Here is a 14,240-nt window from a genome sequence, read left to right as displayed (position 1 = left end):
GGCGCGGGCCGGCCGGGCCCCCCCGGCGGAGCCCGTTGGGGGGGGGGGGGGCGGGGCGCCCCCGGGCACCCGCCCGGGGGGGCGCCCCCCCCCCGGGGGCCGCCCGCGCGGCGGTCGTCAGCTCCCGTCCGGCAGCCGGTAGACCGACACATGCGAAGGGGAGTCGGCGGTGAACTCGCCGCCGGACCAGTCCGCGTGCCTGCTCTCCAGCTCGAACCCGGCGAGCCGGGCCATCAGATCCAGCTCGGCCGGCCAGATGTAGCGGTGCGGACTGCGGTCCAGCCGTGCCGCACCGGTCTCGTCGTCGTAGCGGAAGTGGTAGGACACCGCACGCTGGTGGAGCACATCGTAGGTGTCCAGCAGGATGTAGCCCGGTTCGCAGAGCCCCACCGTCGCCTCCCGGCCCGGTGGCAGCCTGCGCAGCTCCGGCACCCACAGCTCGATCACGAACCGCCCGCCGGGCTCCAGATGCCGGGCGGCGTTGCGGAAGCACTCCACCTGCTCGTCCTGGGTCTGGAGATTGGAGATGGTGTTGTAGACGAGATAGACGAGCCGGTACGAGCCCGGCGCCCGGGTCGTCGCCATGTCACCGATGACGACGGGCAGCGCCGCCGCGTCGGCCTTGGCGCGCAGCCGGTCGACCATCGGCCGGGACAGCTCGATCCCGGTGACCGGGACGCCCCGCTCGGCCAGCGGAACCGCCACCCGCCCGGTCCCCACGGCGAATTCGAGGGCGGCCCCGTCGCCCGCGAGCGCGGCGAGCCGCTCCACCGTCGGGACGAGCACCCCGGGCGCGAACGCTCCCTCGCCCGGGGTGTCGTAGCGCAGGGCCGCGTCGGTGTTCCAGAGCTTCTCCTGCTTCTCGCGATACATGACCTCAACGGTTCCCGGCGGGGCGGGGCGGTGTCCACGCATTTTCCCCCCGCCCGGCGCCGGGCGCCTCAGATGCCGCAGGTGGACGCGGACCAGAACTGGGCCGAGCGGTGGTCGACATGGGTGTGGTCGTTGTGCCCCGGGTAGCCCGGACCGAGGATGCCCCGGAAGCCATGGCTGCGGGCCTGCTTGGCGAGGGTGCACAGCGAGTGCGGACCGGCCCCGAGATCGGCGGCGTCACCGTAGAGATGCCGGCTGTCGCTCGCGCCGCCGACCGCCGCGTTGCACGCCTGGGAGCGGAAACCGCTGGTCACGGTGAGGGGCTGATCGCCGAGCGCGTGCCGCAGCGCCTCCAGCTTCCACATGGTGCGCAGCGCGTTGGACCGGGCGGTCGCCGCGCTGACATTGCCGCCGGCCCAGGTGGTGTTGCAGTCGTTCAGCTCGCTGTAGGAGAAGTGGACGGGGGTGCAGTCGTCGTCTTGGAGGGCGTAGAGCCGGGTGAAGGTGGCCGTACCGGCGACACCGTCGGCGGTGAGTCCGTACGCCGACTGGAAGCGCTGGAGGGCGGCGGTGGTGGCGGGGCCGAACTCACCGTCCACGGCGAGCACGGCACCGTAGCCGGGGTAGCCGCCAAGCCGGATCTGGAGCTGGGTGACATCGTCGCCGGTGGCGCCCTGGGAGAGGGTGCGGGTCCAGGTGTAGCAGCCGTCGGCGTGCGCGGTACCGGCGGTGGCGAGGGTGGAGACGGTCACGCCGGACAGGAGCATGACAAAGGTGGCGAGGAGTCTCAGAAGGCGGTGCGGCATGGACTCTCCCATGAGGTGAGGGGACGGGCGTCGGGTGTGCGGGGTCGCTGTGGGGGGTCGGTGTGACGCGCGTCAACCATGGGGGGTGGGGCGGCCGGAGACAAGAGGGCGTGGGGGAACAGGCGGGTTCCTCACGGTCAGGGGAACCGGCGGCCTCGCAGCGTCATGGCAACCGGCCTCGCATCAACCCGGCCTCACCTGAACCGGCCTCGCATCAACCCGCCCTCACCCGAACCGGCCTCACCTGAACCGGCCTCACCCGAACCGCCCTCACCCGAACCGGCCTTGTGCAGACCGGTGTCACACCGGCCCGCCTCACAGAAACCGATCCGCCACCGGTGCCGGCGCCGGACGGCGCAGCGCGCTGCCGCCCAGGCGCGGGGTGAAGGTCGCGTGGAAGATGGTCGAGGCCGCGCCCACGGCCGCCGCCTCCGGACCGAGGACCGATGCCTCGACATCCACATGCCGCAGCCGCCGGGCGGTCGGGAAGGCGTTGACCATCTCCTCGATGTGCGACAGATACAGCGGCGCCGCGTCATCGGTGAAGAAGGGGCCGCCCAGCACCACCAGATCGATGTCCAGCAGATCCACCAGACCGACCGCGCCCTGACCGATCGCCCGCGCGAGATCGCGCACGGCCGCGCCCGCCGCCGGATCCCCGGCCGCCGCCGCCCCGGTGATGGCCCGGTAGGCGCCGGGGCTGCCCGGCCGTTCGCCCCCCACCGCGCAGCCGTGCCGCTCGGCCAGCTGCGACAGCCCCACCGGCGGATTGCACTCGGGCAGGATCTCCGGCCGCCCGCCCGGCGCGGTCCGGCCCAGCGCCACCGCGCACAACTGCCCGAACTCACCCGCGTTGGCGCTGATGCCCCGGTACAGATCGCCGTTGAGATACAGCCCCGAGCCCACCCCCGTCCCGAGATAGAGATAGCCGAAGTCGCGTGAGCGGCGGTCGCGGCCGATCCAGCGTTCGCCCGCCGCCGCCGCGGCGGCGTCCTTCTCCATGATGAGCGGGCACTGGAAATGGTCCTTGAGGAGATACAGCAGCGGCAGATCCGTCCACACCGACATCAGCGGCGGATCCAGCACCGTCCCCGAGGCGATGTCCACCGGACCGGGCACGGCCACCCCGATCCCCAGGAAACCGTCCTCGCGCACCGACCCCCGCGCATCGGCCAGCACCTCCCCGCCGAGCTGCACCACCTGCTTGACCAGCACCTCCGGATCGGCCGTCGCCCGCACCGGCTGGGAGCGGACGGCGACCAGGGCGCCGTCCAGATCGATGACGACGGCGGTGAAGACCTCCGGGTCGATATGGATGCCGACCGCGTGCGCCGCGTCCCCGCGCAGCCGCACCGGGGTGCGCGGTTTGCCGGAGGTCGCCCGCAACTGGGCGTCCTCCACCAGGATTCCGCGCGCCAGCAGCGAGCGCGAGATCCGGGACACCGACTGCTGGGTCAGCCCGGTGCGATGGGCGATCTCCCCGCGGGTGATGGTGCCGGCCAGCCGGACCGCCTCGATCACCACGCACTCGTTGAACGACCCCAGGTCGATGTGATTGGCACCGCCCGCGCTCTCCCGGCGCAGTGCCGCCTCCGGCTCCTCGCCCGAGGGGGCATGGCTGGCGATGCTCTCCCGCAGCCACTGGAGCGGCTCGCCCGGCGACCCCTGCGCGTACCGCCCGATGGCACCCGCCAGATCCAGATACACCCGGCGGGAGGACTCCGGATGCCGGGTGCTGTCCAGCGCGACCAGCGCCCGCAGATAGCTCCGCCAGTGGGTGGTCGCCGGGATCCGGTGGTACGTCACCTCCGGCGGACCTCCGGGCCACCCCGCGCCCGGCGCCGTCCACAGCGTCACCGCGTGCAGCGCGACATGCGGATGCCGCCGCTGCGCCCGCCCCAGGAACCCGGCCAGCGCCCCGCCGTCCCCGGTGGCCGCCTGCCGCTCACGGACGAGCGTCAGCGCGTCGCACGCCCGGTCCAGCTCGGTCAGCACATCCGCGCCGACACTGCTCTCGGGCGGCGCCCCGCCCGCGTCGGGCCGGGTCCCGGTGAGCAGGACGGTCCGCTCGGCGTCGGCGTGCAGCCCCAGCACCCATACGTCCGGGCCGGGCAGCGGCGGCTCGGCGGGCGGGCCGTCCGCCCAGCGCCGCCGGATGGCCGCCACGGTGGCGTGCGACAGCCCGAGTTCGCGGGCGATGGCCCGAGACGCGGACCGGCTCCCGGCGCCGAGCAGCGTCCGGGTGATCACCTCGGCGTCGTCCACCGTGGCGGGCCGCCCCGGGCGCCCTTGACCGCGCAGCCCGTCCAGGCCCCGGTCCGCCCACCGGTGGCGCCAGGTCCCCACCGTCTGCCGTGACACCCCGAGCCGCCGGGCGATGGCCGCGTCCCGCAGCCCCTCCGACGCCAGCAGCACGATCCGGGCCCGCAGCGCCAGCGGCCCGTCCTGCCGGGCCCACTGACGCAGTGTGCTCTGCGGGTCGGACGAGGAGGCGGCGGCGGGCCCGGCCGGGGGCGGATCGGCGGCGGCCCGCAGGGTGCGCTCAGCCATCGGTGTCCCGCTGGGCGCGGGTGAGGCGCAGGGTGAGGATCTGGAACGGACGCAGGGCCAGCGCCACTTGCCCGTCAGGGGTGTGCTCGTGCTCGGTGAGCGGGTCCTCCAGCAGATCCGTCTCCTGCACCCGGCCGAGGGGGAAGTGCGCGGTCAGCGTGGTGACGGCCTGCCCGCCGCGCGACTCGTAGAGCCGTACGACGACATCGCCGGAGCGGTCGTCCGCCAGCTTGACCGCCTCGACCACCACATCCGGGCTGGCCACCGAGACCAGCGGCCGGGCCACCGCCTCCGGGGCGGGCGCGGCCGGGCGCAGCGGCAGAGCGAGCGCGTACCCCTCGGTGATGGCCGCGCCCACGTCCGCGCCGGGCCGCAGGGAGTAGCGGAACCGGTGGGCGCCCCGGTCGGCATAGGGGTCGGGACTGTGCGGCGCCCGCAGCAGCGACAGCCGTACGGTCGTCGTGGTGCCGCCGCCCTCGCGGGTGTGGCGGGCCACATCGTGGCCGTAGGTGGAGTCGGTGGCCAGGGCGACGCCCCAGTTGTGCTCGCCGACATGGATCCAGCGGTGCGCCCAGATCTCGAACCGGGCCGCGTCCCAGCTGGTGTTCTCATGTGTCGGCCGCTCGACATGGCCGAACTGGATCTCCGCGCGGGCCGTCTCCGCGTGCACGTTCAGCGGCCAGGCGGCCTTGAGGATCATGTCCCGCTCACGCCAGTCGATATCGTTGTCAACGATCAGTGCGCGGCTTCCGGCGGTCAGGATGAGGTCCTGGACGATCGTGGAGCGGCCGGTGGACCGGGTGACCCGCACCCGCGCCAGCAGCGGCCCGTCGTCCAGCGGTTCCACCGACACCGCCCCGGTCAGATCGCGGTGCGTGGAGCGGTAGTTCGGGTCCAGGTTCCAGGCGCTCCAGCGCACCGGGTCGTCCGGGTGGAGCTGGAGCAGATTGCCCGCCGCGCCCGGCGCCACGGCGTCCCGGCCGGTGCCGAGGTCCACGGCCGAGCGGACCAGCCCGTCGGCGTCGACCCGGATCCGCAGCAGCCCGTTGTCCAGCACGAGCCCGTCCGTGTCGTCGGACACCGTGACCGGGACGGCCCCCTCGTTCCCCGCGCGCCCGGCCGGACCGCGCCCCAGTGCCGGGGCCTCGGCCGCCACCGCCCAGCGGCCGTCGGCGAGCCGCTGCGCCCGGGCGCCCGCGGGCACCTCCTCGACCGTGATGACCTCCCGGCGGGCGAACGGCGCCGCGTTCAGGACGGCCACCCGCCCGCCCGCGTCCTCGCGGCCCCCGGCCGCCCGCTCCACGATCCGCTCCAGCCGCCGGTGGATCCGGGCATAGGTGTGCTCGGCCTCCTGGTGCACCCAGGCGATGGAGGAGCCCGGCAGGATGTCGTGGAACTGGTGGAGCAGCACCTGCTTCCACAGCTCGGTCAGCTCGTCGTACGGGTAGGCGGCGCCCTCGCGCACCGCCGCCGTCGCCGCCCACAGCTCCGCCTCCCGCAGCAGCGCCTCACTGCGCCGGTTGCCGCGCTTGGTCCGCGCCTGGCTGGTGTACGTGCCGCGATGGGTCTCCAGATACAGCTCGCCCCGCCACACCGGGGCGTCCGGGTACTCGGCGCGCGCCTGCTGGAAGAAGGCCGACGGATGCTGGATCCCGACCTTGGGCGAACCCTCCAGATCGGCCAGTCTGCGTGCCTTCTCCAGCATCGAGGCGGTCGGCCCCCCGCCCCCGTCACCGTCCCCGAAGGGGACCAGCGAGCGCGAACCGCCGCCCTTGTCGGCGTAGTTGGCGACGGCGTGGGCGAGTTCGGCGCCGGTCAGCTGGGCGTTGCAGGTGTCGACCGGCGGGAAGTGGGTGAAGATCCGGGTGCCGTCGATGCCCTCCCACCAGAAGGTGTGGTGCGGCAGCCGGTTGGTGTCGTTCCAGGACAGCTTCTGGGTGAGGAACCAGCGGGCCCCGGCGAGGGCGGCGAGCTGCGGATAGGCGGCGGTGTAGCCGAAGGAGTCCGGCAGCCACACCCCGTCGGTCTCCACCCCGAACTCGTCGCGGAAGAAGCGCCGCCCGTGGACCAGTTGCCGGGCCAGCGCCTCACCGCCGGGCAGATTGCCGTCCGCCTCCACCCACATCCCGCCCACCGGCGCCCAGTTGCCCGCCGCGACCGCCTTGCGCACCCGGTCGTAGACCTCGGGCTGGCGCTCCTTGATCCAGGCGTACCGCTGGGCCGAGGAGCAGGCGACGACCAGCTCCGGGTACTCCTCGGCGAGCGTCACCATGGTGGAGAAGGTACGGGCGCACTTGCGGACGGTCTCCCGGACCGGCCACAGCCACGCCGAGTCGAGGTGCGCGTGGCCGACGGCGACGGCGGTGTGCGCCGAGTCGTGCGCCCGCCGGGCCAGCGCCGGGGCGAGGATCTCCCGGGCCCGGTGGGCGGTGCCCGCCACGTCGTACGGGTCGACCGCGTCGGTGGCCTGCTCCAGGGCTCTGCGGATCAGATGGCGGCGGGGGAGCGCCTCGGGCAGCTCCCGCATCAGCTCTTCCAGCACCTCCATGTCATGGATCAGATGCCAGATGTCGTCCTCGCGGACCACCAGGTCGGCCCGCTCCAGCCGGTACAGGGGCGTGCCGCCCGCGGTCAGGGGGTCCCCGTAGGGGGTGCCGTGGCCGGTGGCGGCGGCGATCGGCGGGTGGGCGGCGGCCTCCACCAGCAGCCGCACCGGCTCGTCCCCAGCGGCCGAACGGTGCAGCAGCACCGTGCGGTGGCCGGGGTGCAGGCCCTGGAGGGGCTTGCCGTTCTCGTCATGGACGAGCCCCTCCGCCTGGCCGCCGGGACCCCGGGCGGGATCGAAGCCGAGGTCGAACAGCGCCTCGACCCGGCGTCCCGCCCAGCGCCGCGGGATCCGCGCCCGGAACCGGAACCAGGTGGTCGACCAGGGCGCTCCCCATGCATCACCGGCGGTGAACGACCGGTAATCCGCGCGGAGTGCCGACTGCGCGGAAACGGGTTCGCCCGGGACGGTCCAGGCGGTGATGTCCATCGGTTCCCGGTGGCGGTACAGCGCCGGCCGCAGTCGCTCATTGAGGAACGTGAGCGTTCGCTCCTCGCCGGCCTGCTGGTGAGCATGCATGGAGGGACCTTCCTGTCCAGCTCGTGCCGGTCATGTAAAACCACGTGTGTTACTAAGTCAAGGCCCTTCATGCATACCGGGAAAGGGAGTTGAGTAATTCCCCTGGTAAAAGGTCAGGCGCATTAATTTCCACAGCATTCGATTTCTGGCAGGGAATTGCCTGACATTCCAGATGGCATACGACGCATTCCCGATGGCACGCGAGTGCCACCGCCCGTTTCCGGTGCGGACGGGCGGTGGCGGCGGGGGACCACGGGCGCGGCGGTGCGGTCAGGGGCGCCGCACGCTGCCGTCCGTGCCCCGCAGCAGGGCCCAGCGGTCGTGCTCCAGCGGCTCGGGCACCGGATGCCGACGGGCGGCCCCCTCGTCGAAGTCGACCCCGTGACCGGGGACCGGCGACGGCTCCAGCGCCCCCCGGACGGGCACGATCGTGCCGGGGAACACCTCGGCCACGGCGGGCGCGAACGCCGCCGCCTCCTGCACCCCGAAGGCATGGCTGCTGATGTCGAGGGCGAGGGTCGCGGCCTGCGCCACCGGGCTGACGTCCGCCGGGCCGTGCGGGGCGAGCCGGACCCCGCGCAGCTCGCACAGCGCCGCGAGCTTGCGGGCCGGGGTGAGCCCGCCGAGGGTCGGCACGCGCAGCCGGGCGAAGTCGATGTCCGGTCCGTCGAGCAGGGCGAGGAACTGGGCCGGGTCGTGGAAGAGTTCCCCGACCGCCAGCGGCACCGGGGAGGCGGCGTGCAACCGGGCGAAGTGCCGGGCGTCCTCGGGGGCGAGCAGATCCTCCAGGAAGTACAGGCCCACGTCCTCGATCCGGCGCAGGAACTCCCGGGCCTGCCGGGGATCGAGCCGCTCGTGCACATCGTGCAGCAACTCCACCTCGTCCCCCACCAGTTCCCGGACCCGGGCGAGCGCCTTCGGCACGGTCCGCAGATAGGCCGCCGAGTCCCAGGGCACCCGGCGCTCGTGCGCCGCCGCCGCCAGGGAGCCGTCCCGGGCGGCGCCATAGGTGTCCGAGCCCGGCACGGAGACCTGGACCCGCACATGCCGGAAGCCGCGCTCCCGGGCCGCCGCGACCTGGTCGGCGATCTCCGCCGGATCGCCGCCGTCGACATGGGTGTACGCCTCGGCCGCCCGGCGCACCCGGCCGCCGAAGAGCGAGTACAGCGGGGCGCCGAGCCGTTTGGCCTTGAGGTCCCACAGGGCCACGTCGACCCCGCCGAGCGCGTTGCCCTCCACCGAACCGCCGCGCCAGTAGCCGCTGTTGAGGAGCAGCCGGTGCAGATCCTCGATGTCGTCGGGGTCGCGCCCGCGCAGCAGCGGGCCCGCGTACTCGTCGAGTACGGTACGCACCGCGAGGGTGCGCTGCGGGTCGCCGGCGCAGCCGAGCCCGTACAGTCCCGGCTCATTGGTCTCCACCCGCACGATCAGCTGCGGGCAGCCGTGCGGCGCGGTGAGGAAGGTGCGCACGGCGGTGATGCGGATCTTCGCCCCGCGCTCCTCGACCCAGGGGGCCGGGGCGAGGACGGTGGGGGTGGCGCGGGCGGAGGAAGAGGCGTCTGCCATGGACACTCCTGCGTTCGGATCGGCGTATGGCGTACTGCTATCCGAACGGACGGTGGAGTGTGCTGTCAACGTTCCGGGGCGTCGGCGGGGTGGGGGAGCGGGGTGGCGGACAGGCGTGAGGGCGGGTGCGCGCACCCGCCCTCATCGAGGTGATCCGACGCCCGCGCCCCGGGGCACCGGCACCCGCGGTGCCGTCCCGTCTCCCTCAGCGCCACCCCCGCGCGGCACTGCGCGCCCTCAGTGCTGTCCCAGCCGTTTCAGCAGCGTGCGCAGGGAATGGGCCGCGTCCGTCACCGCCAGCGCGATCTCCTCCGTGCGCCGGTCGTCCATGCGGCTGCTGGGCCCCGAGCAGCTGAGCGCGTCGCCGCCCTGCTGGTCGGTGCCCAGCGCGACCGCCACGCACCGCACCCCGGGCGAGGACTCCCCGTCGTCCTGGGCCCACCCGCGCAGCCGGGCCTCGGCGAGCTGGGCGGCGAGGGCGGCCGGGTCGGTCACCGTGTCCGGGGTGAGGGAGGGCAGCGGCCAGGACAGCCGGCGGTCCACCTCGCCCGGCGCGAACCGGGCCAGCATCGCCTTGCCGGGGGCCGTGGCATGGGCCGGGACCCGGTGCCCGACCGGCGCGTACATCCGCAGGGCGTGCCGGGACTCGCGCTTGGCCAGCTGCACCACATCGGCGCCGGACAGCCGGGTCAGATGCACCGCCTCCCCGGTCTCCTCGGCCAGGGCGTCCAGCACCGGCCCCGCGAGCGAGACCACGTCGTCGCCCTCCAGATAGGCGGTGCCGGTCATCAGGGCCTTCAGGCCGAGGCCGTAGCGGGTGCCCTGGGCGTCGGTGTCGACCCAGCCGCGCGCCTGCATGGTGCGCAGCACCGCGTGCAGGCTGCTCTTGGGCACCCGCATGGAGCCCGCCAGCTCCGCCAGCGAGAGCTTGGCGCCGTCCGCGCCGAGCAGTTCCAGGACCTCCAGCACCCGCGCCGCGGACTTGACCTCCTCGGGCCTTCGCTCACCCGCCGCTGCTGCCACTGACTCCACCCGAACCTCCGCTTCCCGTACCGGCTTTCTGACATGCGGTCAGAACGATTCTTGTCCCCCTGCTTGACGCTATATCACGACGTCCCTATGTTCAGGTCACCCAACGATATTCGGCTACCTGAATGAAGCATAGCGAGATAGCGAGGTAAGGTCGATGCGCATACGTCATTCCCGGACCGCCCGGCTGGCCGCGGCGACGGTCGCGGCCGGGCTGATGCTCACCGCCTGCGGCGGTTCATCGGGCTCCGGGGACTCCGGCGCCCTGGAGATGTGGACCTTCAAGCAGACCCATGTGGCCGCGCTCCGCGCCGCCGCCGCGGACTTCGAGAAGGAGACCGGTGTCAAGGTCGAGATCGAGGCGTACACCCCCGACGAAGCCTTCGTCACCAAGATCCAGAGCTCGGCCAAGACCGGTGACCTCCCCGATGTGATGGAACTGCACTCGGACGGCGAGGACCTGGCCCTGGGCGCCGGCGGGGTCGTCTCCGAACTCACCGATGTCGTCGACGACGCCTGGCTGAACCGCTACCCGCAGAGCGTCCGGGAGTCCGGCTACGTCAACGACGCCAAGCTCAAGGAGGCCGAGCCCGAGGACGCCAAGTTCCACGGGGTGGAGAAGGGCGACCGGCACAGCGTGCCGTTCACCATCGGCACCTTCGGCATCGTCTACGCCAACAAGCAGATGCTCACCGACGCCGGTGTCACCGAGCCGCCCACCACCTGGGCCGGTCTCATCGACGCCCTGGAGGCCACCAAGGCGAAGGACGCGCAGAACGGCGGCCTCGCCCTCGGCCTGAAGGTCCCCGACACCGGGCTGACCTGGATCGCCCAGCCGCTGGCCTACTCGATGCTCGGCGAGCAGGACTACCAGGCCCTGTTCAGCGACGACGGCTCGGCCAACTGGTCCTCACCGGGTGGCACCGCGGTCCTTGAGGCGTACGACCGGCTCACCCCGTACTGGATGCCCGGCACCCAGTCCCTGGACATCGACGAGGCGGACCAGGCGTTCGCCCAGGGCAAGTCCGCGTTCCTGGTCGGCGGCACCTTCACCCTGTCGTTCCTGGAGCAGAGCGGCATGGACCCCGACGACGTCTACGCCTTCGGCCTGCCCGGCGCCGAGGACGGCCAGGTGCCCCAGCCCGCCCTCGGCCCGCTCGCCCTGACCGGCCTGAGCATGTCCGCCGCCACCGAGCAGCCCGAGAACGCCGCGAAGTGGATGGAGTACCTCTCCCAGCCCGAGGTCGCCGCGAAGTTCGCCGAGGGCGCCAGCGATCTGCCGGCCACCGAACTCGGCTCCGGCGACGCCGACCTCCTCGGCGACGCCCTCGCCTCCATGCTCGCCAGCTTCGACGGCACCCCCGAGACCACCTACGACCCGAGCGACCGGGCCTACTTCCCGCCCGCCTACGAGCAGGACAAGGCCGCCAAGATCCTGGTCGACATGAGCCCCCTGGACCGGCTGACCCCGGCACAGACCGGCAAGCGGATCACCGAGCTGACCGACAACTACTGGGCGTCCGGCGAGTGACCACCGCACACCGCCCCACGCTCCCGGAGACCACCGGAGGCCGCGGCAGACGCCGTACGCCTCCGGGCGGTCCTGCCGGACCGGCGTCCCGCCGCCGCAGGATCCGCACCGAAGCCGTCTCCGGCTATCTCTTCGTCGCCCCCGCGGTCGTGCTCTTCGCCGTCATGGGCCTCTACACCGTCGGCTACGGCTTCGCGCTCTCCTTCGCGACCTGGAACGGCTTCACCCCCGAGTGGAAATGGGTCGGCCTCGACAACTACGCCGACCTGCTCTGGCGCAGCCCCGTCCACGCGCCCCCGGTCCAGGCCGCCGCCCTCAACACCCTCTGGGTGATGATCTTCGTACCGCTGCTCACGATCGCCGTGTCGTTCCCCCTGGCCGTCCTGCTCAACCAGGCAAAACGCCTCCAGGGCGTCCTGCGGTCGATCTACTTCGTGCCGTACGTCACCACCGGTATCGCCGTCTACTTCGCCTGGCGGTACATCCTCCAGCCCGACGGCGCCGTCAACTATCTGCTGGGCATGGTCGGACTCGGCTCGCTGGAGCAGCCCCAGGGCTGGCTCGGCAACCCCGACACCGCGCTCGGCACCCTGATCGTCGTCACCGTCTGGGGCAATGTCCCGGTCGCCATGCTGCTCTATCTGACCGGGCTCCAGTCCATCGACCGCAGTGTGCTGGAGGCCGCCGAACTCGACGGCGCCGGCTGGTGGCGGACCAACCTCTTGGTGGTCTGGCCCCTGCTGATGCCGCTCACCGCCATCAACGTCCTGCTCAACCTGCGGGAATCGCTGCACGGCTTCCAGACCTTCCTGGTGATGACCAACGGCGGACCCGGCGACCACACCAATGTCCTCGGCCTGGAGACCTATCGGCTGGCGTTCCTGGAGGACCTCGCCCCCACCCTGGGCCTGGCCAGCGCCCTGGGCTGGCTGCTGTTCGCCGCGGCGATGGTGCTGGCTCTGATCAATCTGCGCGCCATGAGGAGCCGAGTATGACCACCCTTGCCACCCCGGGCGCGCGCCCGCGCACCGACACCGGCCCCGGCGAGCGGCGGCCCGGCTCCCGCCCGGCCGGCCGGATCGCCGCGCGGGTCGTGGTCTTCGCTCTGCTGGCCGGGTACGCCGTGGTCAGCCTGTATCCGTTCCTGTGGATGGTGTCGGCCGCCTTCAAGACCCAGTTCGAGGTGGTGCGCGGCGGACACCTCATCCCCGAGAACCCCACCCTGGACACCCTGGTCGAGACCTGGAACCGGCTCAACTTCTTCGACTACTTCCTCAACAGCGTCCTCGTCACCGGCTACACCGTCGCCCTGACCCTCGTGGTCTACGCGTCCGCCGGATACGCCTTCGCCGTACTGCGGTTCAAGGGGCGCACGGCGCTGTCGCGGATGTTCATGGCGCTGCTCTTCGTCCCCGGCGTGACCGTGATGCTGCCGCTGGTCATCCTGGAGAACGAGATGGGCATCCTCGGCACCCATCTGGGCCTCGTGCTGCCCTTCGTGAACGGCACCGCCCCGCTCTCCATCCTCCTCATGACCGGCGCCTTCTCCGCCATCCCCGGCGAACTGCGCGAGTCAGCCCGCGTCGACGGGGCGTCCGAGCTGCGGATCTTCACCGGGATCTATCTGCCGCTGTCCCGGCCCGCCCTGATCACCGTGGCCCTGCTCACCGCGATCCCCACCTGGAACGAGTATCTGCTCACCCGGGTCTCCCTCAACGACCCCGCCACCTACACCCTCCCCCTGGGCCTGGAGACCCTCGCCTCGGAGAGCGTCCCGCAGTACAACAACCTCATGGCGGGCGCGCTGATCATCGTCGTCCCGGTGATCCTGCTCTTCCTCTTCCTCCAGCGCTACTTCGTCAGCGGACTGGTCGGGGCGGTGAAGGGCTGATGCGCGTCCTGGTCACCGGGGCCGCCGGACATCTCGGCGGCTATGTGATCGGCGAACTGGCCGCCCGGGGCCACCGGCTGACCGCCCTCGACCAGCACCCCGTCGAGGACGCCCGTGTCGAACGGGCGCACATCGGCGACCTCCAGGACCGGGACACCGTCCGCACGGCCCTCGACGGCGTCGACGCCGTCGTCCATCTCGGTGCCATCCCGCACCCCAAGTCCGACGACGACAGCCGGCTCTTCGCCGTCAACTGCCTCACCGCCCACCGCGTCCTGGACGAGGCCGGACGCGCCGGGGTGCCCCGGGTGGTCGCCACCTCCAGCCTGGCCGCCGTCGGCCTGGCCTGGGCGCCCCGCCCGCTCGCCCCGCGCTATCTGCCCCTGGACGAACAGCACCCCACCCTCGTGGAGGACCCCTACGGGCTGTCCAAACTCGTCCTGGAGGAGATCGCCCACGCCACCCACCGCCGCTGGGGCACCGACATCGTGTCCCTGCGGATGCCCTTCACCGGCGCCGGAACCCGCCTCAAGAGCCACTTCGCCGAGGTGGCCGCCGACCCCGGCGAGCACCGGAGCGGACTGTGGGGCTGGCTCGACACCCGCGACGCGGCCACCGTGATCCGGCTGGCCCTCACCACCGCCCTGCGCGGCAGCCATGTCATCAATGTGGCCGCCCCCGACACCTCGGCCCCGCAGCCCACCGCCGAACTGCTGGAACGCCACTTCCCGGACGTCCCCGTACTCGCCCCCCTGCCCGGCCGCACCTCCCTGTTCGACAGCTCGGCCTGCGCCCGGCTCCTGGGCCACAGCCCTCGGCGCACCCGCACCCTCTGACCCCGATCACGAGAGCACACCGCTCCCACCTCAG

General features: G+C 72.7%; 10 protein-coding genes. 4 read left to right on the top strand and 6 right to left on the bottom strand.

All coding sequences use genetic code 11. The features are described from left to right. Positions 1 to 117: 117 nt before the first annotated feature. The 6 genes from ABZX40_RS04060 to ABZX40_RS04035 all read right to left on the bottom strand — a co-directional run bounded on the left by ABZX40_RS04060 (position 118) and on the right by ABZX40_RS04035 (position 9,942). On the bottom strand, positions 118 to 873 hold the full coding sequence (locus ABZX40_RS04060; RefSeq protein ID WP_355731167.1) for a class I SAM-dependent methyltransferase: 756 nt from the start codon (positions 871 to 873) through the stop codon (positions 118 to 120). Positions 874 to 941: 68 nt separating this feature from the next. Then, on the bottom strand, positions 942 to 1,640 hold the full coding sequence (locus ABZX40_RS04055) for a D-Ala-D-Ala carboxypeptidase family metallohydrolase (RefSeq protein ID WP_355731506.1): 699 nt from the start codon (positions 1,638 to 1,640) through the stop codon (positions 942 to 944). 354 nt (positions 1,641 to 1,994) lie between these two features. Further along, on the bottom strand, positions 1,995 to 4,229 hold the full coding sequence (locus tag ABZX40_RS04050) for an ROK family protein (protein ID WP_355731169.1): 2,235 nt from the start codon (positions 4,227 to 4,229) through the stop codon (positions 1,995 to 1,997). Next, a complete protein-coding gene (locus ABZX40_RS04045; RefSeq protein ID WP_355731171.1) occupies positions 4,222 to 7,353 on the bottom strand; it encodes a glycoside hydrolase family 38 C-terminal domain-containing protein in 3,132 nt (1,043 codons plus the stop codon). The genes ABZX40_RS04050 and ABZX40_RS04045 overlap by 8 nt, the downstream gene beginning before the upstream one ends. A gap of 270 nt (positions 7,354 to 7,623) precedes the next feature. Next, positions 7,624 to 8,919, bottom strand: a complete 1,296-nt coding sequence (locus ABZX40_RS04040) for an enolase C-terminal domain-like protein (protein WP_355731173.1) — start codon at positions 8,917 to 8,919, stop codon at positions 7,624 to 7,626. 237 nt (positions 8,920 to 9,156) lie between these two features. Further along, positions 9,157 to 9,942, bottom strand: a complete 786-nt coding sequence (locus ABZX40_RS04035; RefSeq protein WP_355731175.1) for an IclR family transcriptional regulator — start codon at positions 9,940 to 9,942, stop codon at positions 9,157 to 9,159. A 163-nt stretch (positions 9,943 to 10,105) separates the two neighbouring features. Between ABZX40_RS04035 and ABZX40_RS04030 the strand changes: the two genes are divergently transcribed. Genes ABZX40_RS04030 through ABZX40_RS04015 form a run of 4 tightly spaced genes read left to right on the top strand, consistent with a single transcriptional unit; the run spans position 10,106 to position 14,206 of the window. Further along, positions 10,106 to 11,479 carry an extracellular solute-binding protein gene (locus ABZX40_RS04030; RefSeq protein WP_355731177.1) on the top strand — a complete coding sequence of 458 codons (1,374 nt, stop codon included), beginning with the start codon at positions 10,106 to 10,108 and terminating at the stop codon, positions 11,477 to 11,479. Further along, positions 11,476 to 12,474, top strand: a complete 999-nt coding sequence (locus tag ABZX40_RS04025) for a sugar ABC transporter permease (protein WP_355731179.1) — start codon at positions 11,476 to 11,478, stop codon at positions 12,472 to 12,474. The genes ABZX40_RS04030 and ABZX40_RS04025 overlap by 4 nt, the downstream gene beginning before the upstream one ends. Then, positions 12,471 to 13,370, top strand: coding sequence for a carbohydrate ABC transporter permease (locus tag ABZX40_RS04020; protein WP_355731181.1), 900 nt, complete (start codon positions 12,471 to 12,473; stop codon positions 13,368 to 13,370). The genes ABZX40_RS04025 and ABZX40_RS04020 overlap by 4 nt, the downstream gene beginning before the upstream one ends. Continuing rightward, entirely contained in the window at positions 13,370 to 14,206 is an 837-nt protein-coding gene (locus tag ABZX40_RS04015) for an NAD(P)-dependent oxidoreductase (protein WP_355731182.1), read from the top strand. Before ABZX40_RS04020 ends, ABZX40_RS04015 begins: the two co-directional genes overlap by 1 nt. Positions 14,207 to 14,240: the final 34 nt, after the last annotated feature.

The organism is Streptomyces sp. NPDC004610 (assembly GCF_040609715.1).
Classification (GTDB): Bacteria; Actinomycetota; Actinomycetes; order Streptomycetales; family Streptomycetaceae; genus Streptomyces.
This window is presented reverse-complemented; position numbering and strand designations above follow the sequence as displayed.